Genomic DNA, 22,806 nt, shown 5'->3' on the forward strand with positions numbered 1-22,806 from the left:
CGGACTCAGCCCTTCCCGAGCAGCAGCCGGGCTTCGCCGACCGTGATGACGGAGCCGGTGACGAGGACACCGCCGCCGGTGAACTCGCCCTCCTCCTCGGCCAGCGTGATCGCGGCCTCCAGGGCGTCCGGCAGCCGCGGCTCGACCTGGACGCGCTCGTCGCCGAACACCTCGACGGCGATGGCCGCGAGCGCGTCGGCGTCCATGGCGCGGTGCGAGGTGTTCTGGGTGACGACGATCTCCGCGAAGATCGGCTCGAACGCCTCCAGCAGGCCCCGGACGTTCTTGTCGCCGCTCGCGCCGACCACGCCGATCAGCCGGCTGAAGTCGAACGCCTCACCGATCGCCTCGGCGGTCACGCGGGCGCCCGCCGGGTTGTGGGCGGCGTCCAGCACGACGGTCGGGGAGCGCCGGACGACCTCCATACGGCCCGGGGAGGAGACGGCGGCGAACGCCTTGCGGACGGTGTCGATGTCCAGCGGTTCGGCGCGGGCGGCGCCCACCCCGAAGAACGCCTCGACGGCGGCGAGGGCGACGGCGGCGTTGTGCGCCTGGTGGGCGCCGTGCAGCGGGAGGTAGACCTCGGGGTACTCGCCGCCCAGGCCGCGCAGGGTGACCAGCTGCCCGCCGACGGCGACCTGGCGGGCGACGACGCCGAACTCCAGTCCCTCACGGGCCACGGTGGCGTCGACCTCGACAGCCTTCTTCAGCAGCACCTGGGCGGCGTCCACCGGCTGCTGGGCCATGATCACGGTGGCGTCCTGCTTGACGATCCCGGCCTTCTCCCCGGCGATCTCGCCTGGGGTGCTGCCGAGCCGGTCGGTGTGGTCGAGGTCGATCGGCGTCACGACGGCGACGTCCGCGTCGATGACGTTGGTGGCGTCCCAGGAGCCGCCCATGCCGACCTCGACGACGGCGACGTCGACGGGCGCGTCCGCGAAGGCCGCGTACGCCATGCCCGTGAGCACCTCGAAGAACGACAGGCGGTACTCCTGCGAGGAGTCGACCATCTCGATGTACGGGCGGATGTCCTGGTACGTCTCGATGAAGCGCTCGGCGGAGATCGGGGCGCCGTCCAGGCTGATCCGCTCGGTGATCGACTGGACGTGCGGCGAGGTGTAGCGGCCGGTGCGCAGCTCGAAGGCGCCCAGCAGGGCCTCGATCATGCGGGCGGTCGACGTCTTGCCGTTGGTCCCGGTGATGTGGATCGACGGGTACGACCGCTGGGGCTCGCCCAGGACGTCCATGAGCGCGGCGATCCGGGCGACCGAGGGCTCCAGCTTGGTCTCGCCCCAGCGGGTCGCCAGCTCCGCCTCGACCTCGCGCAGGGCCTTGTCGACCTCGGGGTCCTCGGGGCGGGCGGGCACGTCCGCCTGCTGAGGGCCGCCCTGGGTGCGCAGGGTGCGGCTGCCGGCCTCGATGACGGCGAGGTCGGGGTCGCGGTCGGTCTCCTCCGCGATGATCTCGTCGAAGAGGTCCAGGGGGTCGGGCTCGTTCTGGTCGCTCACGGGGCCAGTCTACGGAGGCCCGCGGCCCGGCGTACGGCAAGGCCCCCGGTGCCCGAGGGCACCGGGGGCCTCCTGGCCGTCGTACCGCCTACGCCTGCGGCAGGCGCTCCAGCTGGGCGGTGATGCGGGCGATGTCCTCGTCCGCCTTCGCGAGGCGGCCGCGGATCTTGTCGACCACCTGGTCGGGGGCCTTCGCGAGGAACGCCTCGTTGCCGAGCTTGGCCGTGGCCTGGGCCTTCTCCTTCTCGGCGGCGGCGAGGTCCTTGGCCAGGCGCTTGCGCTCGGCCGCGACGTCGATCACGCCGGACAGGTCGAGCGCGACCTCCGCGCCCGCGACCGGCAGCGTCGCCGTCGCCGTGAAGGCGTCGCCCTCCGGCTGGAGGCGCAGGAGCTGGCGGATGGCCGGCTCGTGCGCGGCGAGGGATGTGCCGTCCAGGGTCAGCCGGGCCGGGACCCGCTGGCCGGGCTGGAGGCCCTGGTCGGCGCGGAAGCGGCGGACCTCGGTGATGACGGACTGGAGGGACTCGATCTCCCGCTCGGCGCCCTCGTCGCGGAAGCCGCTGTCGGCCGGCCAGTCGGCGATGACGACGGACTCGCCGCCGGTCAGCGTGGTCCACAGGGTCTCGGTGACGAACGGGACCACGGGGTGCAGCAGCCGCAGCGTGACGTCGAGGACCTCGCCCAGGACGCGCTTGCTGACCTCGGCCGCCTCGCCGCCCGCCTGGAACGTCGTCTTGGACAGCTCGACGTACCAGTCGAAGACCTCGTCCCACGCGAAGTGGAACAGGGCGTCGGACAGCTTGGCGAACTGGAAGTCGTCGTAGAACGCGTCGACTTCGGCGACGACCGAGTTGAGGCGGGAGAGGATCCAGCGGTCCGTGGAGGACATCTTCGACGCGTCCGGCAGCGGGCCCTCGACGGTCGCGCCGTTCATCAGCGCGAAGCGCGTGGCGTTCCAGATCTTGTTGGCGAAGTTCCGGGAGCCCTGGACCCAGTCCTCGCCGATCGGGACGTCGACGCCCGGGTTGGCGCCGCGCGCGAGGGTGAAGCGGAGCGCGTCGGAGCCGTACTTGTCCATCCAGTCCAGCGGGTTGACCGCGTTGCCGAAGGACTTCGACATCTTCTTGCCGAACTGGTCGCGGACCATGCCGTGCAGGGCGATGGTGTGGAACGGCGGGGTGCCGTCCATCGCGTACAGGCCGAACATCATCATCCGGGCGACCCAGAAGAAGAGGATGTCGTAGCCGGTGACCAGGACGGAGTTCGGGTAGAACTTCGCGAGCGACTCGGTCTGTTCGGGCCAGCCGAGCGTGGAGAACGGCCACAGGCCGGAGGAGAACCAGGTGTCGAGGACGTCGGTGTCCTGACGCCAGCCCTCACCGGTGGGCGGCTCCTCGTCGGGGCCGACGCAGACGACCTCGCCGTTCGGCCCGTACCAGACCGGGATGCGGTGCCCCCACCACAACTGCCGCGAGATGCACCAGTCGTGGAGGTTGTCGACCCAGTCGAAGTACCGCTTCTCCATCTCCTGCGGATGGATCTTGACCTTGCCGTCGCGGACCGCGTCACCGGCGGCCTTGGCGAGCGGGCCGACCTTGACCCACCACTGCATGGACAGCCGCGGCTCGATGGTGGTGCTGCACCGCGAGCAGTGGCCGACGGAGTGGACGTAAGGGCGCTTCTCGGCGACGATCCGGCCCTCGGCGCGCAGCGCGGCGACGATGGCGGAGCGGGCCTCGAGGCGGTCCAGGCCCTGGAAGGGGCCGTGGGCGGTGATGACCGCGTGCTCGTCCATGATCGTGATGGCCGGCAGGTCGTGACGCTGGCCGATCTCGAAGTCGTTCGGGTCGTGGGCCGGGGTGACCTTGACGGCACCCGTGCCGAACTCGGGGTCGACGTGGGTGTCGGCGACGACCGGGATCGAGCGGTCGGTCAGCGGCAGCTTGATGAGCCTGCCGACCAGGTGCTTGTAGCGCTCGTCGTCGGGGTGGACGGCGACCGCCGTGTCACCGAGCATCGTCTCGGCGCGGGTCGTGGCGACGACGATGGTGTCGTCCCCCTCGCCGTACTTCATGGAGACGAGCTCGCCGTCGTCCTCCTGGTAGTTGACCTCGATGTCCGAGATCGCGGTCAGACAGCGCGGGCACCAGTTGATGATGCGCTCGGCGCGGTAGATCAGCTCGTCGTCGTAGAGGCGCTTGAAGATGGTCTGGACGGCCTGGGAGAGGCCCTCGTCCATGGTGAAGCGCTCACGGGACCAGGCGACGCCGTCGCCGAGGCGGCGCATCTGGCCGGAGATCTGGCCGCCGGACTCGCCCTTCCACTGCCAGACGCGCTCGACGAACGCCTCACGGCCGAGGTCGTGGCGGGACTTGCCCTCCTTGCCGAGCTCCCGCTCGACGACGTTCTGCGTGGCGATGCCGGCGTGGTCCATGCCGGGCTGCCACAGCGTCTCGAAGCCCTGCATGCGCTTGCGGCGGGTCAGGGCGTCGATGAGCGTGTGCTCGAAGGCGTGCCCGAGGTGCAGGCTGCCGGTGACGTTCGGCGGGGGGATGACGATCGTGTAGGGCGGCTTGTCGCTCTTCTCGTCCGCCTCGAAGTAACCGCGCTCTACCCAGCGCTCGTACAGCGGCCCCTCTACATCGGCCGGCGCGTACTGGGTCGGCAGTTCGGTGTCGGGCGCTGGTGGCTGCTGCTGAGCGTTCTCGGTCACGAGGTCAGTTTAGGGGTGTTGCGGGCGTGTCCCGAAACGCCTTTGTTCTGTAACGGTGGGCACCCCGATGCCGTGGGACCGACGAGTCTGCGCCAGGATGTCAGGAACACATAAGCATCTGGAGGGGAACCCAGAAATGAGCTACAACCAGCCGGGCCCGTACGGCGGGCAGCCCCAGCAGCCCGGTCCGTACGGTCAGCCGGGTCCATACGGCCAGCAGCAGCCGCAGGCACCCCAGCCCGGTTACGGCTACCCGCAGCAGACGCCGCCGCCCCAGCCGGGCTACGGCTACCCGCAGCAGGCTCCCCAGGGTGTCCCCCCGCAGCAGCCCCCCTACGGCCAGCAGCCGTACGGCATGCCCCAGCCCCCGCAGCCGTCGGGCGGCGGCAAGAAGACCGGCCTGATCATCGGCGCGGTGGCGGTGGTGGCGGCGATCGCGGTCGGCGCGTACTTCGTTGTGGGCGGGGGCGGTGGCGGCGGCTCGTCCGACGTGGCGGACGACGGCGCACACAAGCTGGAGACGCCCGCGAACGTCCTGAACGGCGAGTACAAGAAGTCGGAGAGCGCGGGCGCCGCGGACTCGATGACCGACAGCGACAAGTCGGAGTTCGAGAAGTGGGGGGTGGACAACCCCACGGACGTCGGCGCCACCTACCAGAAGGGTTCCGGCCTCAGCGCCAAGAACCTCTCGTTCCACGGCGTCTACGGCACCATCGACGACCCCGGGGCCGTCGTGGACGCGATGTTCGCCAAGATGAAGACCGAGTCCGAGAAGGACCAGAGCGGCGACACCACCCAGGGCAAGCTGCTCGGCAGCCCGGAGGAGGTCTCCCCGTCCGGCTTCGAGAACGGCGTCATGAAGTGCCAGGTCGCCGAGGTCAGCAGCACCGCGTCGTCCGCCTCGGCGAAGGCGATCAAGATGCCGATGTGCGTGTGGGGCGACCACAGCACGGTGGCCATCGTGACCGTCTTCGACCTCGCGTCCTTCGCCACCGGTGACGGCGGCTCGGTCGCGGAAACCGCGGACCTGGCCGCCAAGCTCCGCAAGGACGTACGCGTCAAGGCCTGACGCGGCAGCGGCGGTACAAGCGGAAGGGCCCGGTCTTTCGACCGGGCCCTTCCGCTTGTCGTTCCGTGGTGGCGGTTACGCCGACTTCTGTTCGCCCGGGCCGCGGCGGGCGTCTCGGGGGATCAGGGTGGGGTTCACGTTCGAGTGGACGACGTCCGCCGTGATGACGACGCGGGCCACGTCCTTGCGGGACGGGACCTCGTACATCACCGACATCAGGACCTCCTCCATGATGGCGCGCAGGCCGCGCGCGCCGGTCTGCCGGAGAATGGCCTGGTCGGCGATGGCCTCCAGCGCCTCGCGCTCGAAGTCCAGCTCGACGCCGTCGAGTTCGAAGAGGCGCTGGTACTGCTTCACCAGCGCGTTGCGCGGCTCGACCAGGATCTGGAGCAGCGCCTCGCGGTCCAGGTTGTGGACCGAGGTGATGACGGGGAGGCGGCCGATGAACTCGGGGATCATGCCGAACTTGACCAGGTCCTCGGGCATGACGTCCTCGAACTGGTCCTTGGACTCCAGCTCCCGCTTCGAGCGGATCGTCGCGCCGAAGCCGATGCCCTTGGCGCCGGCCCGCGACTCGATGATCTTCTCCAGTCCGGCGAACGCGCCGCCCACGATGAACAGGACGTTCGTCGTGTCGATCTGGATGAACTCCTGGTGCGGGTGCTTGCGGCCGCCCTGCGGCGGCACCGAGGCCGTCGTGCCCTCGAGGATCTTCAGCAGGGCCTGCTGGACGCCCTCGCCGCTCACGTCGCGCGTGATGGAGGGGTTTTCACTCTTCCTCGCGACCTTGTCGATCTCGTCGATGTAGATGATCCCGGTCTCGGCCTTCTTGACGTCGTAGTCGGCCGCCTGGATCAGCTTCAGCAGGATGTTCTCGACGTCCTCGCCGACGTACCCGGCCTCCGTCAGCGCCGTGGCGTCGGCGATGGCGAAGGGGACGTTCAGCATGCGGGCCAGCGTCTGCGCGAGGAGCGTCTTGCCGGAGCCCGTCGGGCCGAGCAGCAGGATGTTGGACTTCGCCAACTCGATGGCGTCCTCGCGGTTCTGACCGCCGCCGTTCTCGCCGGCCTGGACGCGCTTGTAGTGGTTGTACACGGCGACCGAGAGCGCCTTCTTGGCCGCTTCCTGGCCGACCACGTACCCCTCGAGGAACTCGTAGATCTCGCGCGGCTTCGGGAGTTCCTCCCAGCGGACCTCACTGGTCTCCGCGAGCTCTTCCTCGATGATCTCGTTGCAGAGATCGATGCACTCGTCGCAGATGTACACACCAGGGCCTGCGATGAGCTTCTTGACCTGCTTCTGGCTCTTGCCGCAGAACGAGCACTTGAGCAGATCGCCGCCGTCACCGATGCGTGCCACGGTGTGCTTCCCCTTCGCCGTGGAGACGACTGGACATCGCGTCCAGCGGCTCCTGGTGCTGCCTTATGTCGACGGTACCTTGCCTGGGCCCTCGTTCGGGCCCCCCTTGGCGCGGTTCACTTTGACGTGCACCATCCCAAACCGTGCCAAGGGGCAGCAGACAATACCCGGTCCGCGTCAGCGGACGTCGCTGTTGTTCATCTTCCGGGTGGAGATGATCTGGTCGATCAGCCCGTACGACAGCGCGTCCTCGGCCGTGAGGATCTTGTCGCGCTCGATGTCCTCGCGGATCTTCTCGATCGGCGTGGTGGAGTGCTTGGCCAGCATCTCCTCCAGCTGCGACCGCATCCGGAGGATCTCGTTGGCGGCGATCTCCAGGTCGGAGACCTGGCCCCGGCCGGTCTCGCTGTAGGGCTGGTGGATCAGCACGCGGGCGTTGGGCAGCGCCATGCGCTTGCCGGGCGTACCGGCGGCCAGCAGGATCGCGGCGGCGGAGGCCGCCTGGCCCATGCAGACCGTCTGGATGTCCGGCTTCACGAACTGCATCGTGTCGTAGATGGCCGTGAGCGCGGTGAAGGAGCCGCCCGGGCTGTTGATGTAGACCGAGATGTCCCGGTCGGGGTCCATCGACTCCAGGCACAGCAGCTGCGCCATGACGTCGTTGGCGGAGGCGTCGTCGATCTGGACGCCGAGGAAGATCACGCGCTCCTCGAAGAGCTTCGCGTACGGGTCGTACTCGCGGATGCCCTGCGAGGTGCGCTCGACGAACCGCGGGATCACATAGCGGGACTCGGCGCGCGGGCCGGTGTACTCGGCCTCGGTGCGGGCGTACAGGCCGCTGCCGGGGAAGTCGTTCACTGTCTGTCTCCTAGGGGCTGTGGCGGTCGGCTGGGGGCTGCGCAGGGGGCCGTCAGGCCGCCCCGGTGCCGCCGCCGCCCGGCATCCCGGCGGCCGTCGGGATGACGTCGTCGATGAGGCCGTACTCCTTGGCCTCGAAGGCGTCGAACCAGCGGTCGCGGTCCGAGTCGCGGGTGATCTGCTCGACCGACTGTCCCGTGTGCTGGGACGTGAGTTCGGCCATGCGCTTCTTGGTGTGCAGCAGCCGCTCGGCGTGGATCTTGATGTCCGAGGCGGAACCGGCCAGACCGGCGGACGGCTGGTGGATCAGGATCTCGGCGTTCGGCAGCGCGAAGCGCTTGCCGGGGGTGCCCGCACTGAGCAGGAACTGCCCCATGGAGGCCGCGAGACCCATGGCGATCGTCACGACGTCGTTCTTGATGAACTGCATGGTGTCGTAGATCGCCATGCCGGCCGTGATCGAGCCGCCGGGGCTGTTGATGTAGAGGTAGATGTCCTTGTCGGGGTCCGCGGCAAGGAGCAGCAGCTGCGCGGTGATCTTGTTCGCGATGTCGTCGTCGACCGGCTGGCCGAGGAAGATGATCCGCTCGTTGAGCAGCCGGTTGTAGACCTGGTCACCGAGGCCACCACCGATGGAAGGCTCACCGGCGGCGGAGGGCATCAGATTCGTCACGTATCCACCTGCTCGTCTTACGACGGCGCCGGGCCGTCTCACGTGTCCTGCGTGGGCAACGGGGACTCCCCTGCCCTCATACTCATGGACCCTAACGCGCTGGTCCCTTCGGGGAATCCCGGAGCGGCAGGTGTTCGCCGGGGGCGTAGCGCCACGGGGTGCGCGGCGCGCGGCGGCGCGCCGGGAACATGCCGGAAGGGCCCGGGGATCATGTGATCCTCCGGGCCCTTCCCAGGTGTACTGGCGCTGTCGCCGGATCAGCCCTCGGACTTCTCCTCGGCGGCCTCGTCGGCGGTGCCCTCGGCGGCCTCGACGGTCTCCGTGGCCTGCTCGACCTCGTCCTCGTCGTCCAGGTCGACGATCTCGCCGTTGGTGTCCTTGACGGTGGCCTTCTCGACCACGACGGCCAGGGCCTTGCCGCGGGCGACCTCGCCGACCAGGAGCGGAACCTGGCCGCCCTCGACGACCGCCTGGGCGAACTGGTCGGGGGACATGCCGGAGGAGGCGGCGCGACGCATGAGGTGCTCGGTGAGCTCCTCCTGGTTGACGTTCAGCTTCTCCTGCTTGACGAGCTCGTCGAGGACGAACTGCGTCTTGATGCCCTTGACCGCGGCTTCCTTGGTCTCGGCGTCGAACTCCTCCTCGGTCTTGCCCTGGATCTCCAGGTACTTCGCGAGGTCGAGGCCCATCTGGCCGAGCTGGTGGTGCTCGAGGTTGTGCTTGCGGGTGTTGATCTCGTCCTCGAGGAGCTTCTCGGGGACGGGCACCTCGACCAGCTCCAGCAGCTTCTCCAGGACGCGCTCCTGGGCCTGCGTGGCCTGGTCGTACTGCTTCATGTTCTCGAGGCGCTTGCGGCTGTCCGCCTTGAGCTCGTCGAGGGTGTCGAACTCGGAGGCGAGCTGCGCGAACTCGTCGTCCAGCTCGGGCAGTTCGCGGGCGGCGACCTGGGTGACCTTGACGGTGACCTCGGCCTCCTTGCCGGCCGCCGAGCCGCCCTTGAGCTCGGAGGTGAAGGTGGCCTCGCCACCGGCCTCCAGGCCCTTCACGGCGTCGTCGATGCCGTCCAGCAGCTCGCCGGAGCCGATGGTGTACGAGACACCGCTGGCGATGCCGTCCTCGAGGACCTCGCCGTCGACCTTGGCCTCCAGGTCGATGGTGACGACGTCGCCGTCCTGGGCGGCGCGCTCGACCGGGGAGGTCGACGCGAAGCGCTCGCGCAGCTGCTCGACGGACTTCTCGACGTCCTCGTCGGTGACCTCGACGGCGTCGACCTCGACCTCGATGCCGGAGAAGTCCGGGATCTCGATGGCGGGGCGGACGTCGACCTCGGCGGTGAAGTTCAGCGTCTCGCCGTCCTTCAGCTCGGTGATGTCGACCTCGGGCTGGCCCAGGACGTCGATCTCGGCCTCGTTGACGGCCTCGGTGTAGAACTTCGGAAGCGCGTCGTTGACGGCCTCCTCCAGCACGGCGCCACGGCCGAACCGCTGGTCGATGACGCGGGCCGGGATCTTGCCCTTGCGGAAGCCCTTCACCGTGACCTGCTGGTTGATCTTCTTGTACGCCGCGTCGAGGCTGTCCTTGAGCTCCTCGAAGGGCACCTCGACAGTGAGCCGAACCCGGGTCGGGTTCAGGGTCTCCACGGCGCTCTTCACGGTTCGGTCTCCTTGTGGCTGACTTCTCGGGTTCTGCCGGGACCAGAACGGTCCGGCGGATTCGCCGCCCGGGAGGACTTCGTGACTTCGTACGGAGAGACACACGGGCGTGCAGCTTGCATAGTAACGGCAGCGAGGGACGCGCCCCAAAGGCGATCATCGGCCGCGATCACACGAGGTGGCCGTGCGGAGGCCGGCGGTGACCGGTCGTGGTCGGGGTGGCGGGATTTGAACCCACGGCCTTCCGCTCCCAAAGCGGACGCGCTACCAAGCTGCGCCACACCCCGTGCTGGTGCGACACGTAGGCTACATGCCCGCAGCTGACACGGCCTCCGCATTGCCGGGGTGTGCGACGAGGGGGGCCGACCCGCTACGATGCCTCCAGTGCCGCGGTCACTGACCTGCGGCGCGACGCTGTGCGGGCGTAGCTCAATGGTAGAGCCCTAGTCTTCCAAACTAGCTACGCGGGTTCGATTCCCGTCGCCCGCTCTGTACGGCTCAGGGCCAGGCCGGAGGGTTCCTCCTCCGCCTGGCCCTGGTCGTTTTGCGGGGCGGTGTTCAGCCCGCCGTGCCCCCTGCGTGCCCCTTCGGTCTGCGCCCCCTGTCGACCAGGCCGCTCAGCGCCTCGGCGATCAGCCGGTCACGGTCGGCGCTCGCGTGCTGATAGATCAGCGCGGCCCGCGCCGTGCTGTGGCCCATTCGCGCCATCAGCTCACGCGTGCTGGCTCCCGTGGACGCCGCCAGGGTGTTGCCCGTATGCCGAAGATCATGGAAGTGCAGTCCCTTGATCCCCGCAGCCTCGCACGCCTGGCGCCATAGCCGATTGAAGTGGTTCCGACGCGGGGTCGCGCCCTTGGCCCCGATGAAGACGCGGCCGTCCGCTCCAGGCTCGGCGTAGCGCTCCAGGTGATCACGGATGTCCGGCACGATGACGGCCGGGATCGAAACTGTCCGCTTGCCAGCGGCGCTCTTGGGTGCCTTGATCTCACGCTCGCCGTTGTTCAGCTCCGCGACCGCGCGGCGGACCCGCAGGGCGCCGGCCTCCAGGTCGAGGTCCCGGCGGTGGAGCCCGATCAGCTCGCCCCAGCGCAGACCGAGGAACCCGGCCATCAGCACGAGCACCCGGTAGCGCGGTTGGATCGCGTCGGCCAGGTCGTAGACCTCCTGGACCGTGGCGGTGGGGCGCTCCGGGGTGTGCACCGTGCTGGCGCCCTGGATCGTGCAGGGGTTGCGCCGGATCATCTGGTCGGCGACCGCCGTGCCCAGGATCGCCCTCAGCAGGGCGTACGCCTTGGCGACCGTGGTCGGGCCGGTCCCGGAGGCGAGCTTGTCCGCACGCCAGCGCCGCACGAACGGGGGCGAGATGTCGGTGACGTTGACGTTCCCGAAGGTCGGCTCCAGGTGGTGCCGCAGCAGCGAGCCGTAGAGCTGGCGCGTGGTGTTCGTCAGCTCCCGCTCAGCGATCCACGCGGCGGCGTACGGGCCGAACGGCACCCTCCCGGCATCCGGGTCGTGCCAGTCGCCGCGCCGCATCTCGGTCTGCTTGTCAGCCAACCAGGCGTCCGCGTCCCTCTTCGTGCGGAAGGTGTCCGGGGCAGGCCGCAGGACGCCGTCAGGGCCGACGTACCGGGCTTGGTAGCGGCCGGACGGGAGCTTGCGCACACGGCCGAACGGTCGGCGCTTCGCAGCCATCAGGCAGCCCTCCTGAACGTCCCCGGACGAGCGGTGACCGGCTGAACGGTGTTCTCGGCGATGAAGGCCGCAACGGCACTCTCCGGGATACGGACGTGCCGACCGATCTTGACGAAGGCGATCCGCCGTTCCTCGATCAGGCGCCGAGGGAAGCGGACGGTGGTGCCGAGCAGCTCGGCCACCTGGTGCACGTCGAGAAGGCGTTCCATGGTCACCACTCCCCCGTGGTCTCTCGGTCTTGCAGCTCGGTCAGGGCTTCGCGTGCTGTCTCTCGGTTGAGGCGGATGTCCCGGGCGATGGTCGCGGCGAGCCAGGATTCACCGGGGCTGTGGCCGTGCCCCGCGTAGGTCCAGTGCGCGAGGGTGAGCGTGCTGCCCTCGGTGTCGTCCGGGTCGGGCAGGCCACGTTCGCGGCGTTCCTGGCGGGCTCGGTAGTCGGCTCGGACCTGGCGCCGCTCGGTGAGCGTGGTCGAGTAGGCACGGGACTTGGTCATGAAGTGGCCGCGGAAGCCGAGCATGTGAGCCCAGCGCCACAGCAGCCGGTCCGGGTAGGCATCGTCCAAGTCCCGGCAGGCTTCGATCAGGCGCCGGGTGTGCGCGGGCAAGGCCAGCTTGTCCAGCTCCGAGAGCTCCCCGATACGGCGGTCCACGGTCTCGGTGGCCTCGGCGGCCTTGGTGGCGTACTTGGCGACGTAGGAGGCGACCGCCTGATCCGTCAGCTCCACCCCGTCCATGCCGCCGATCGCCTGGACGTCGACCTGCGATCCCCACCGCAGAACGCGCCCGGCAAAAGCGCCGGCGGACGGGACGGGCACCGCGACCCGAGCAGCCGCCGCCCGGATCGCCGCCTCGAGGAGAGCGACGGTGGCCCAGGCCGGGGGCGGGGCGTCGGGACCTTCCGGGCCGTCGAGGCGCACCACGGCGTGAAAGTGCACCGCGCCCCGCTTCTGGAACTCGGCGACCTTGCCGAAGGAGACCCGGCAGGTCTCCCGCAGGACGGCCTGGGTGATGCCCGCGCGGGCGGCGACCTCCCGACGCAGGTAGATGGTGAAGCGCCGCCACAGGTCCCCCGCATGGTTGTTCCACAGCACCGCCCCCGCGTAGTCGTACGACTCGGGGTCCAGGGCGGTACCGAGGGCCGGATCGTCGGCAGGGTGCTGGGCGCCGCACCGGCAACGGCCCGAGGCGGGGCGGTTGTGAACCGGGCCGAACGAGGGCGCGGTGAGAGTGGCGAACACGCCAGGGTGGTGACGCACCCGACCGGGGATGCCCATACGGCTGTCACCGGTGATCCCGGCACGGATCAGGTGGTACACGTCGCCCGCGTAGGTCCAGGCGCAGGCCGGGCACCGCGAGGCACGCCGGTTGCCGCAGGCCACCCGAAGCCGTCCGCCCGGCTCCTGGTCGGTGGAGTAGGAGTAGAAGACGTCGCCGGTCCTGGCATCGCGAGTGACCGTCGAGCCTTGCAGGTGGATCGGGTTGGAGCAGCCGCCCGTGCGGCGGATCTGCTCCTGCCAGCGGTCAAAGCCAGGCGTGTTGGCGACCCGGAGTAAGTCGGCCAGGGTGAGCGGATCGGTTCCCACAGCTGCCGCCACGCCAGAGACGGCAGCCGTGGAAACAGGCAGGTTGGTCACGCCAGCCCCCCATCGACCAGGGCGAGACGCTTGCCTGTTGCCCAGTCGAAGGGCACCGCCACCGGGCACGGCTCGGAGCCGTCCACGTCATCGTGGTAGAGGACGCCGACACCGTCGAGGTTGACCCATCCGAAATGCAGGACCCGGACGCCACACGACTGGCACGGCGCTGGAACAACAGTGGCGTCATCGCGCCGGGACAGCGGGGCCGAGAGCGGCGCGGTGCCTACTGCAATCCCCTCAAGCATGACTACGGACATGACTGCCTCCCAGAAACCAGCTCTCCTCTACCTAGGTACACTTATACATGAGTACAAGGGCAGTGGAAAGCCCCGGCCCTCATCGAGAACCGGGGCTCAGGGGCCTACCTTCATCACTCTGCCGAGAAGTCGTACTGGAAGACGTGCTTGTCGGCCGCTACGACCGATACGAAGACCTCGACAGCCCTGCCTCCAACGTCAATTGCCGTGCGGATCAAGGAAACGACCGGCACGCCCGGGAGGAGCCGCAGCGCCTTTTTCTCCTCCTCCGAGGGCATCCGCGCATGCAACTCCTCGCGGAAGGAAGCGAGACGATGCCCTCGCTCCTCGAGACGGGCATAGCTGCCGCCCGGCCCCGCACTCTCCTCGACGATAGGAGTGCCTTCGACGAGGTCGAGAGGGTAGTAGCTATCCGCCAACTGCATCGGGACGCCTCCTCCCCACATACGGCGGCGACGTACAAACACTTCGGAGGCCGCAGGCAGGTTAAGGCGCTCGGAGACCTCTTGCGGCGCCGGCACGTTGCCAAGGTGCAGCACTTCCTGCTTGTACTCCAGGCCCAGCGCTCGCATGTCGGCAGCGAAGCCACCGAGCCCAGCGGCGCGATTCGCGCGGGTCAAGCGCTGCGAAGCAAGTCGCAGCACCGGTGCTCGTTCACGCACCCGCGTCCCTCTGCCGTGCTCAGTGACGATCAGCCCCTCTGCTCGCAGAAGGTCCAAGGCCCGACGGACGGTCCCACCAGAGACCCCAAAGGTCTTCACCATCTGGGACTCACTCGGCAGTGGCTCACCGGCAGCCAGAGCGCCCGTGTTGATCTCGTTCCGGAAGTGGTCCGCGATCTGCTTGAAGACCGGGCGGTCACTAGTTGCATCGATGTTCATACCGTCTCCCTTGTACTCCTCTACAAGGGTAGCGAAGCTGAAGAGCTGTCGCGAGTCAGCCATTGATGAACTTGGTGGACGGTCCAGGGAGGCATGTAGCGGACTCGTCGTCGGTTGCCCACGTCGAGCCACAGCACGGGCACGACGGCAATCGGTCCGCATGGCGCGCCACCGTCTGCTCAGGGCACATGGGACAGCGTCCGCTTCCAAGCACAGCTTCGGCGTCGCCTGACACGTCCAGGATCGACCACCGCCCGCGTTCGCCTACATGATCAGCGGCTGTACAGCAAAGAAACATGCGCGCCTCCAAAGCTCGCCGGAAGCGTAGTCGTTACAGGTTTCTCTACCTCATCAAGTGCCCGCGCACGGCGCGGGCGCGCGCCGCCTCTGCGGCGCGGCCTGCCTCCTGTCTGCGCCCCGGCTGGCCGCGCCCGGCGGCGCGCTGCGTGCATGCGGGCAAAGGCAGGAGGTCATCCGCGACCACAAGATGATGCCTCCGGCGGGGGATCGGCCGACACCGGGATGGAGGGGGCGCCGTTCCCGACCGCGGGCCCGTAGGGGCGTGCGTGGGGTGCTCCCATCCCGTCCACCGCCGACCCAGGCAGAGCCGAGCAGACGCGGCCCCTGGCGTCCAGGTCGTTCGTACAGTGGCGCGCTCCACCTGGACGCCAGGAACCACGCCCGCTCCACGGTGTGTGGGTCGACGGCGGACGGGATGGGAGCTGGGTGAGTCGTGGGTTGTGTACGTGGTGAAGGTAACGGATGCGGCGCTACAGTCCCGGACATGAAGCCCGGGAGACTGACGCAGTTCGGCGCATCGTTCATCGCGATAGTCAGGCACGTCATCCGGCGCCCTTTGCTGATCCTGGCACTCGTGCTCATCTGCGCGGCGACCACATGGCTCCAGAAGTCTCTGCCGCAGCCGTGGGACGGTTTGCCTTATGGCTTCGGCATGCTGGCCGCTATGTGGTCTATCTCACTGACCCTTCCTCGAAGCCAGGAAGATCAACAGGCCGACGACTGAGCGTGCCCGCTGCGTGCCCGATACAGCAGCACCCGAGGGGGCAGCACGGTAAACCACGGGGACTCGGCAAGAGACAGGCAGGTCAGCGCCTTGCCAGGTCAGCGACCACCCGCATACGCGATCTTCCAAACTAGCTACGCGGGTTCGATTCCCGTCGCCCGCTCTGTACGGCTCAGGGCCAGGCCGGAGGGTTCCTCCTCCGCCTGGCCCTGGTCGTTTTCCGGGGCCGTACCCCTCGGTCAGGCGCGGCCCGGCCAGGTCGGGCCCTCGTCGGTCCAGACGACGCCCTTGTTGCGGCACAGGCAGAAGGGGTGGCCGATCGGGTCGGTGTAGACCTGCCAGCCGTAGCCGTCGGGGCCGATGAAGTCCTTGCGGAGCTTGGCGCCCAGGGCGAGGACGCGGCGCTGTTCCGGCTCGATCTCGTCCACCTCGAAGTCGAGGTGGAACTGTTTGGGGTGCTCGGTGTCGGGCCACTGGGGGGCGCGGTAGTCGTCGACCCTGATGAACGCCAGTTCGATCTCGCCGAACCGGATTCCGGCCCACTCCTCGGTACTGCCGTCCTTGACCGGACGGCCGGTCACCTCGGAGTAGAAGGACGCGAGCTTCATCGTGTCCGGGCAGTCGATGATGAAATCGGTCAGTCGCAGCATCCGGTGATCTTGGCACAGGCCCCGCGCGGCCGTCAGTCCCTGAGGGTGGCGAGAAACGCGCTCACCGTGGCCGCGTAGCCCTCGGGGTCCGTCTCGTGGACCGTGTGGCCGGTGGGGAGGTGGACGAGGGTGGTGTGAGGGCGGCGGGTGGCCAGGTCCTTGGCGTGGGCTTCGGTGAGGGTGTCGCTCCGGGTGCCGTGGATGAGGAGGGCGGGGCAGTCCGTGGCGAGCCAGTCGGCCCAGTGGTCGCCGTTGACGTGGCCGACGGAGGTGACCATGTCCTCGGGGCGGAAGGCGAGGCCCCAGCCGTCGGCGTACTCGCGCAGGGCGCCGGTGAGATAGCGGGCCGAGTCGCCCAGCCCCTCGACCAGGGCCGTACGGCTGGGTGCGCGGTGCGGCCAGGACAGGCAGAAGGACAGGTCGTCGTCGATCTCGGTGCCGATGTCCTCGATGACGAGCGCGCTCACCAGTTCCGGGTGGCGGGCGGCGAGCTGGTAGGCGTTGACCCCGCCGAGCGAGTGGCCGAGCACCACCGGCCGGTCCAGGCCGAGGTGGGTGATCAGAGCGGTGGCGTCGGCGACGTAGCCCTCCCGGGAGAAGTCCGGTCCCCGGTCGGAGAAGCCGTGCCCGCGCTGGTCGGGGGCGATCACGCGCCAGTGCGGGAACAGTGCCCGTGCCAGGTGGGCGAACGTGCGGCCCTCGTTGAAGTGGCCGTGCAGCGCGAGCAGGGGCCGCCCCGGGCCGCCGAAGTCGAGGTAGGAGAGGCGGCGCCCGTCGAGCGTGAGGGCGGCGCGGGCAGGCTCGGGGACCTGTGCGGTTGTCATGGGCCCGCAGGATGCCAGAGGCCGGGGCGTGGCCCGGCGCTTTTTTCACAGGGCGCGGACGTCCACGCTGTAGACGGAGCGGACGCCGTACGGGACGTACAGGGCGTCGCCGACGAGGGTCAGGGGGGCGCCCGCGGCGGCGTCCGCGCTGCCGCCGTCGTCGCGGCCCTGGAGCGTGGCGGTGACCCTGCCGGTGCGCAGGTCGAGGGCGGCGAGGCGGCCGCTCGGGGAGGCCAGGTAGAGGTGGGTGGCGGAGGCCACCGGGGGGCCGGGGGACTCCACGCTGGAGTTGCTCGCCCAGAGCCGGCGTCCGTCCTCCGGGGCGAAGGCGCGGACGCTGCCGCTGGGGCGGGTGTACAGGAGCCGGCCGCCGAGCAGGGTGGGCGTGGAGGTCTCGGGCTGGGCCTCGGACAGGCGCACGGTGGTCACGATGTGCGAGGCGGTGTCGATGAGGGTCAGGGTGCGGTGGGCGCCCGTCGTGGGGAGCAGGACCAGGCGTCCGCCGGTCTCGCCGACGATGTCCTGGTCGCCGTCGAGCCGTACGGTCCAGCGGGGCTCCCCGGTGGCCGGGTCGAGCTGGGCGACGCTGGTGGCGCTGACGTCCTCGTTGTCGAGGGACCAGTTCTGGCAGACCAGGTACGCCTCGCCGCCGGCGCCGCGCAGCAGGCAGACCCGGCCGTCTGGGTCGGGGAGCGGGCGCTTCCAGCGGACCTCGCCGTCGTCGGCGTCGAGCAGGGCGTACTGCTGTCCCTTCGGGCCGTCGACGGCGACGATGCCGGCGGGGACGGCGACGGCGTAGCCGAGTTCGCTGTTGGGTTCGGACGCCTCGGGGCCGTCGCCGGTGACCGTGGACCAGAGGACCTCGCCGCTGTCGGCGTCGAGGGCCTGGACGGTGTGGCGGTAGTGGTTCTCGTCGCCGACGGTGCGGTCGTCGGAGCCGTAGACGAAGACGCGGCCGGCGCGGGCGGCGAGGATCGTGCCCTGGTCGCCGAGGCCGAGCTCGTCGGGGGTCGCGTCGACGGGGCGGGCCCAGGTGTTGCGGCCGTCGGCGAGGGCGAAGCGGGTCGCCATGACGTCGTCGCCGGCGCAGACCAGGGAGGCGCCGGTGGCCGCGCAGCGGGTGAAGGGGCCGTCGGGGGCGGTCGGCTCCTTGTCGACTCCGGGGTCCTTGGACCTGCCGCTCCAGGGCTGCCAGCCGGCGGGCAGGTCGCCGGGGGCGGCCTCCTCGGAGGTGAGGGTGAACGTGAGGGCGGCGAGGGCGGCCAGGGCCAGGGCGCCCGCGGCGGGGGCGAGCCAGGGGCGTCCGCGACGGCGGGGCGGGGACGCGTCCCGCGGCGCGGGCCCGGTGGCGTCGCCGGGGCGCGGGTCGGGCAGGCGGCCGTCGCACAGGAGGGCGAGGAGTTCGCCGGTGGTGGGGCGGGAGGCGGGGCGCTTCTCCAGGCACGACCGGACGAAGGGGAGCAGTTCGGGTGGTACGCCGTCGAGTTCGGGGGTGCCGTCGACGACCCGCAGGGCCGTCTCGTAGGGGCTCGGGCTGTCGAACGGGCCGTGGCCGGTGGCGGCGTACACCAGGACGGAGCCGAGGGAGAAGACGTCGGCGGCGGGGCCGACGTCCTGCGGGGAGGAGAACTGCTCGGGGGACATGAAGGGCGGGGTGCCCATCACGCGGCCGGTCTGGGTGAGGACGTCGGAGGCGCCGAACTCGGTGGCGCGTGAGATGCCGAAGTCGATGACGCGGGGCCCGTCCTCGGCGAGCATCACGTTGGCCGGTTTCAGATCCCGGTGGACCATCCCGGCGCGGTGGATGTCGCGCAGGGCCTCCGCGAGTCCGGCGGCGAGTTCGCGCAACTTCGGCGCGGGGAGCGGGCCGTGGCGGCGGACGTGGGTGCCGAGGTCCTCGCCGGGGATGTAGAGCGTGGCCATCCAGGGGCGGGCCGCGTCGGCGTCCGCGTCCACGACGGGGGCGGTGAAGGCGCCGCTGACCTGGCGGGCCGCCGCGACCTCACGGCGGAAGCGGGTGCGGAACTCGTCGTCGTCGGCGTACTGGGCGTGGACGACCTTCAGGGCGAGCCGGCGGCCGGAGGCGGAGCGGGCGAGGTAGACGACGCCCATGCCGCCGGCGCCGAGGCGGTCCTCGATCGCGTAACCGCCGACCTCCGCCGGGTCGGTCTCGCGCAGCGCCATGCCGTACGTCCCCCCGTTCCGCACCGTTCGACGATCTCGAACGAGGGTATCCGTAGGTGTCCGGGCGGCCCGACGGGCCCTGGGCGCGACGGCGCGGCAGGGCGACGACCCTTAGAACTGGATGGAGTTGATGGTCTCCGCTATCGAGTTGAGGAACCGCTGGATGTCGTCGGCCATGCCCGTCGAGGCCAGGAAGAAGCCGAACAGCACGGCGACGACGGCGGGACCGGCCTTCAGGGATCCGCCTCGGATCAGTACCACCAGCACGATCGCCAACAGCAGCACCACTGACAGCGAAATGGCCACAACAGATCACACCCTCGGTCGGTCCGCTCTCCCGGCCCGGGGACGCGACCCCGCGCACCCCCGCCAGAACCATCGTGCCACCAACCGGGCCCGCCTATGCGGCACGTGACGTTTCGTTCGCCACACGCGTGCCGGGCGTGCCGCCGCCCCGAGGGGTGAACGCTCCTCCCCGCACTACCCGTACAGCATTTCGAGGAGACACTCGCGGAGCCAATTCGGCGGGATCGTTTCCATCGCCACACAAGGTGTTCGCAGCTATTTCGAATTCATGGAGGGTTGATCGTTTCATCGGCGACATCTCCTGGCCATATGGCCCGCCTTGTCAGCATGAATCAGGACAAGGCGGGCGCCCAACAGGGGTCTGCCAGGGGCCCGTTAGCCGCACCGTGCGAGGTTGCGCACATTAAAACGTTAATGACCTCGCGGGTTTTACGAAATCACTCAGACAACGCTAGGGTGCCTCAGATGTTCCACGCTGCCTCGTCCCCCGCATGCGCAGCGCGGTCCGGGATCCTCTCCCCCGGTTTCCGGCGGGAGGGTCTGTGACGGACTCGCTGCGACCGCACGGCCACAACAGAGCGCCACTCCCCCCGGCCCAGCAGCCGGCGGACGGAGTGCCGAGTCCGCGCTCTCCGCAGAGCAGGAAGGCTCAGGACACCACCAGAGCCGCGTCGAGCGGCGCCAAGCAGCGCGACGCGTTCTTCGACAACGCCAAGTACCTGGCGATCGTCCTTGTCGCCATAGGACATTCCTGGGAGCCGATCAAGGGCGGCAGCCGGATCCTGGAGACGCTGTACACGGTCGTGTACACGTTCCACATGCCGGCGTTCATCATCATCTCCGGCTTCTTCTCCCGCAGCTTCGACGCCAGCCCCAGCCGTATGAAGCGGCTGATCACCGGTGTCGCGGTGCCGTACATCGTCTTCGAGACGGCCTACCCGCTCTTCAAGCGCTGGATCGACGACGACCCCGGCCAGGACATCAGCATCCTGGACCCCTGGTACCTCACCTGGTTCCTGTGCGCGCTGTTCATCTGGCGGCTGACCACGCCCCTGTGGAAGATCGTGCGCTGGCCGCTGCCCATCGCGCTCGGCCTCGCCATGATGGCGACCGTCACCCCGGAGATCGGCGACGACCTCGACCTCCAGCGGGTGCTGCAGTTCCTGCCGTACTTCGTGCTCGGCCTGATCATGAAGCCGGAGCACTTCCACATGGTGCGCACGCGCACCACGCGGCTGCTGTCGCTGCCCATCGGCGTGGTGACGCTCCTGTTCGCCTACTGGGCGGTGCCGCGCATGAACACCGCGTGGTTCTACCACCGCGACGCCGCGCAGGAGCTCGCCGCCCCGTGGTGGACCGGCCCGGTCATGGTGCTGGCGATGTTCGGCTGCTCGCTGCTGCTGACGGCCTGCTTCTTCGCCTGGGTGCCGCGCCGGCGGATGTGGTTCACCACGCTCGGCGCCGGCACGCTCTGCGGTTATCTGCTGCACGGCTTCGTCGTGAAGGCCGGTGACTACCAGGGCTGGTTCGAGGCGGCCTGGCTGCACCGCCCGCTCGGCGAGATCTTCGTCACCGTCCTCGCGGCGGTCGGCGTCACGCTGCTGTGCACCGCGCCCGTGCGCCGCGTCTTCCGGTTCGCCATGGAGCCGAAGATGGAGTGGGCGTTCAAGCGGGACGCGGCCGAACTGGCCCGCGCCCGCGAGCGGCGGGAGGGCTCGGCCGCCCGCGAGAAGGTCGACGCCTGACCCAGGGGCTCACGCTCCGGACAGACCGAGGAGTGCGCGCATCCGCGTGTACTTCTCGGTCAGTCGTCTCCGGGTCCCCTCGTCCAGGACCGCGAGCCGCGCCGGATCGGCGTTGTGCGCCAGATCGGCCTCCTTCACCAGCAGCGCGCCCGGGGTGGCGAGGATGCGGGCCGCGTACTCCTCGGGCGGCTCCCCCGCCCGCTTGGTGACGGCCCGCACGACGTCCTTCGTACGACGGCTCAGCGCGGCCCGCTCCAGCCACTCCCCGGACAGCGCGTCGTCCTCCACGGCGTCGTGCAGCCAGGCGGCCGCGATCTGGTCTTCGTCGCCGCCCCGCGCGCGGACGCCCTCCGCGACGGCGCTCAGATGCTCGCTGTACGGCCGCCCGGCCTTGTCGGTCTGCTCCGCGTGCGCGGCGCGGGCGACGGCCTCCACCTCGGCGAGGGACAGCGTGGGCTGCGGGGTGTCCCGCGGTGTCTCGGTCACCCCCACAGTGTGCCGCTCCCCGGTGTGCCGCATCCCCGGTGTGCCGCTCCCCGATTGCCGCTCAGAGCGCCGCCGAAGCCGTCGGTCCCTCGCGGCAGATGAGCAGGAGCGCCCGGTCGTCGTTGACGTCCTTGGCGACCGCCTCGATGAGGTGCCAGGCGGCGCCGTGGAACCCGCCCGCGACATACCGGTCGGCCTCCCCGGTGAGCCGGTCGATGCCCTCGGCGATGTCCCGGTCGGACGTCTCGACCAGACCGTCCGTGAACAGCATCAGGACGTCGCCGGGCCGCAACGAGCCCTTCACGGGGTCGAACTGGGCGCCGTCGTACACGCCGAGGAGCGGGCCCTCGGCGGCCTTCTCCTCCCAGCGCCCGCTGCCCGCGCTGAGTTGGAGGCCCGGCGGGTGCCCGGCCGAGTAGAGCTCGTAGTCGCCCGAGTCGAGGTCCAGGACGAGGTGGATGGAGGTCGCGAAGCCCTCGTCCCAGTCCTGGCGCAGCAGATAGCCGTTGGCGGCGGGCAGGAACGCGTGCGGGGGCAGGCTGCCCAGCAGGCCGCCGAAGGCGCCCGACAGCAGCAGCGCGCGGGAACCGGCGTCCATGCCCTTGCCGGAGACGTCGGTCAGCACGACCTCCAGCGTGCGGCCGCCGTTGGTGCGGGCCGCGACGACGAAGTCCCCGGAGAAGGACTGGCCGCCGGCCGGGCGCAGGGCCATCTCGCGGTGCCAGCCGTGCGGCAGTTGGGGCAGCTTGCTCTGCACCCGGATGCGTTCGCGCAGGTCGAAGAGCATGGTGCCGCCGCGCCGCCAGGGCACGCCGACCCGGCTGCGGAACTGCGCGATGAGCAGCCCGAAGAAACCGCACGCGGCCACCACCAGGACGACGCCCGGGGTGACCCGCGACGGCCCCTCGGTGTACGGGCCGAGCTGGACGGACTCGACGATGAGCGCGGTGGCCGCCGCCGCGTACAGGCCGAGCAGGCTCGCGGGGCGCAGCAGCACCCCGCCCGCCACGATCGGCAGGACCAGCGCGGCCGGGGAGAACCACACCGGGTTCATCATCGTGGCCGAGCAGATCAGCGGCACGGTCACGAGCAGCAGGGCGAGCGCGACCCAGTCCGAGCCGTCGCCGCGGAAGTAGTCCACGGCGCTTCTGCGCAGGGCGGTGCGGACCCGGTGCCACTGCATCTTCGACCGGGCCGTGAACGTCTCGGCCGCCGTGCGCCGCTCTCGTCCTGCTGCCATCAGTTCGGGACCCTATCCATCGGACCAGTCGCTTGGCACGGGAGGTCCC

General features: G+C 69.9%; 20 protein-coding genes and 2 tRNA genes. 4 read left to right on the plus strand and 18 right to left on the minus strand.

From position 1 onward, the window contains the following. Positions 1-5: 5 nt before the first annotated feature. Both folC and F8R89_RS12140 read right to left on the minus strand, forming a co-directional pair. Positions 6-1,508 carry a bifunctional tetrahydrofolate synthase/dihydrofolate synthase gene (folC, locus tag F8R89_RS12135; protein WP_151783986.1) on the minus strand — a complete coding sequence of 501 codons (1,503 nt, stop codon included), beginning with the start codon at positions 1,506-1,508 and terminating at the stop codon, positions 6-8. A gap of 88 nt (positions 1,509-1,596) precedes the next feature. Beyond that, entirely contained in the window at positions 1,597-4,221 is a 2,625-nt protein-coding gene (locus F8R89_RS12140) for a valine--tRNA ligase (RefSeq protein WP_151783987.1), read from the minus strand. 136 nt (positions 4,222-4,357) lie between these two features. Here F8R89_RS12140 and F8R89_RS12145 point away from each other — a divergent pair, with 136 nt between their 5' ends. Then, positions 4,358-5,290 (plus strand): hypothetical protein, encoded by a 933-nt coding sequence (locus F8R89_RS12145; RefSeq protein ID WP_151783988.1) that lies wholly within the window; start codon positions 4,358-4,360, stop codon positions 5,288-5,290. A 75-nt stretch (positions 5,291-5,365) separates the two neighbouring features. Here the strand turns inward: F8R89_RS12145 and clpX are convergent, their stop codons facing one another. The 5 genes from clpX to F8R89_RS12170 form a co-directional block, all read right to left on the minus strand. Continuing rightward, on the minus strand, positions 5,366-6,649 hold the full coding sequence (gene clpX, locus F8R89_RS12150) for an ATP-dependent Clp protease ATP-binding subunit ClpX (protein ID WP_062669900.1): 1,284 nt from the start codon (positions 6,647-6,649) through the stop codon (positions 5,366-5,368). A 177-nt stretch (positions 6,650-6,826) separates the two neighbouring features. After that, positions 6,827-7,507 (minus strand): ATP-dependent Clp protease proteolytic subunit, encoded by a 681-nt coding sequence (locus F8R89_RS12155; RefSeq protein WP_151783989.1) that lies wholly within the window; start codon positions 7,505-7,507, stop codon positions 6,827-6,829. 52 nt (positions 7,508-7,559) lie between these two features. Then, positions 7,560-8,168 (minus strand): ATP-dependent Clp protease proteolytic subunit, encoded by a 609-nt coding sequence (locus F8R89_RS12160; protein WP_055570713.1) that lies wholly within the window; start codon positions 8,166-8,168, stop codon positions 7,560-7,562. A 269-nt stretch (positions 8,169-8,437) separates the two neighbouring features. Then, positions 8,438-9,832: a trigger factor gene (tig, locus tag F8R89_RS12165; protein ID WP_151783990.1), complete on the minus strand. Its 1,395-nt coding sequence runs from the start codon at positions 9,830-9,832 to the stop codon at positions 8,438-8,440. 210 nt (positions 9,833-10,042) lie between these two features. Next, positions 10,043-10,119 (minus strand) — tRNA-Pro (locus tag F8R89_RS12170). Between the two features lie 131 nt (positions 10,120-10,250). On the opposite strand from F8R89_RS12170, the gene F8R89_RS12175 reads away from it, so the two are divergent. Beyond that, positions 10,251-10,321, plus strand: a tRNA-Gly gene (locus tag F8R89_RS12175). Between the two features lie 69 nt (positions 10,322-10,390). Here the strand turns inward: F8R89_RS12175 and F8R89_RS12180 are convergent. The 5 genes from F8R89_RS12180 to F8R89_RS12200 all read right to left on the minus strand — a co-directional run bounded on the left by F8R89_RS12180 (position 10,391) and on the right by F8R89_RS12200 (position 14,298). Next, entirely contained in the window at positions 10,391-11,524 is a 1,134-nt protein-coding gene (locus F8R89_RS12180; RefSeq protein WP_151783991.1) for a tyrosine-type recombinase/integrase, read from the minus strand. Beyond that, positions 11,524-11,733 carry an excisionase family DNA-binding protein gene (locus tag F8R89_RS12185; RefSeq protein ID WP_086868652.1) on the minus strand — a complete coding sequence of 70 codons (210 nt, stop codon included), beginning with the start codon at positions 11,731-11,733 and terminating at the stop codon, positions 11,524-11,526. The genes F8R89_RS12180 and F8R89_RS12185 overlap by 1 nt, the downstream gene beginning before the upstream one ends. 2 nt (positions 11,734-11,735) lie before the next feature. Further along, a complete protein-coding gene (gene repSA / locus F8R89_RS12190) occupies positions 11,736-13,118 on the minus strand; it encodes a replication initiator protein RepSA (protein ID WP_225994374.1) in 1,383 nt (460 codons plus the stop codon). 35 nt (positions 13,119-13,153) lie between these two features. Continuing rightward, positions 13,154-13,417, minus strand: coding sequence for a hypothetical protein (locus F8R89_RS12195; protein ID WP_151783993.1), 264 nt, complete (start codon positions 13,415-13,417; stop codon positions 13,154-13,156). A gap of 113 nt (positions 13,418-13,530) precedes the next feature. Continuing rightward, positions 13,531-14,298 (minus strand): GntR family transcriptional regulator, encoded by a 768-nt coding sequence (locus F8R89_RS12200; RefSeq protein ID WP_151783994.1) that lies wholly within the window; start codon positions 14,296-14,298, stop codon positions 13,531-13,533. Positions 14,299-15,082: 784 nt separating this feature from the next. Here F8R89_RS12200 and F8R89_RS12205 point away from each other — a divergent pair. Next, entirely contained in the window at positions 15,083-15,322 is a 240-nt protein-coding gene (locus F8R89_RS12205; protein WP_151783995.1) for a hypothetical protein, read from the plus strand. Positions 15,323-15,561: 239 nt separating this feature from the next. Here the strand turns inward: F8R89_RS12205 and F8R89_RS12210 are convergent, their stop codons facing one another. The 4 genes from F8R89_RS12210 to F8R89_RS12225 form a co-directional block, all read right to left on the minus strand. Then, positions 15,562-15,972 carry a VOC family protein gene (locus F8R89_RS12210; protein ID WP_151783996.1) on the minus strand — a complete coding sequence of 137 codons (411 nt, stop codon included), beginning with the start codon at positions 15,970-15,972 and terminating at the stop codon, positions 15,562-15,564. A 32-nt stretch (positions 15,973-16,004) separates the two neighbouring features. Then, positions 16,005-16,796, minus strand: coding sequence for an alpha/beta fold hydrolase (locus F8R89_RS12215; protein WP_151783997.1), 792 nt, complete (start codon positions 16,794-16,796; stop codon positions 16,005-16,007). A 45-nt stretch (positions 16,797-16,841) separates the two neighbouring features. Further along, positions 16,842-18,980 (minus strand): serine/threonine-protein kinase, encoded by a 2,139-nt coding sequence (locus F8R89_RS37100; protein ID WP_151788092.1) that lies wholly within the window; start codon positions 18,978-18,980, stop codon positions 16,842-16,844. A gap of 111 nt (positions 18,981-19,091) precedes the next feature. Beyond that, positions 19,092-19,286 (minus strand): hypothetical protein, encoded by a 195-nt coding sequence (locus F8R89_RS12225; RefSeq protein WP_004001285.1) that lies wholly within the window; start codon positions 19,284-19,286, stop codon positions 19,092-19,094. Between the two features lie 542 nt (positions 19,287-19,828). On the opposite strand from F8R89_RS12225, the gene F8R89_RS12230 reads away from it, so the two are divergent. Then, positions 19,829-21,031 carry an acyltransferase family protein gene (locus tag F8R89_RS12230; protein ID WP_151783998.1) on the plus strand — a complete coding sequence of 401 codons (1,203 nt, stop codon included), beginning with the start codon at positions 19,829-19,831 and terminating at the stop codon, positions 21,029-21,031. A gap of 9 nt (positions 21,032-21,040) precedes the next feature. Here F8R89_RS12230 and F8R89_RS12235 read toward each other — a convergent pair whose 3' ends face one another. After that, positions 21,041-21,517, minus strand: a complete 477-nt coding sequence (locus F8R89_RS12235; RefSeq protein WP_225994375.1) for an HD domain-containing protein — start codon at positions 21,515-21,517, stop codon at positions 21,041-21,043. 61 nt (positions 21,518-21,578) lie between these two features. Next, positions 21,579-22,757 (minus strand): PP2C family protein-serine/threonine phosphatase, encoded by a 1,179-nt coding sequence (locus F8R89_RS12240; protein WP_151784000.1) that lies wholly within the window; start codon positions 22,755-22,757, stop codon positions 21,579-21,581. Positions 22,758-22,806: the final 49 nt, after the last annotated feature.

The sequence above is a fragment of the Streptomyces sp. SS1-1 genome (assembly GCF_008973465.1).
Classification (GTDB): domain Bacteria; phylum Actinomycetota; class Actinomycetes; order Streptomycetales; family Streptomycetaceae; genus Streptomyces.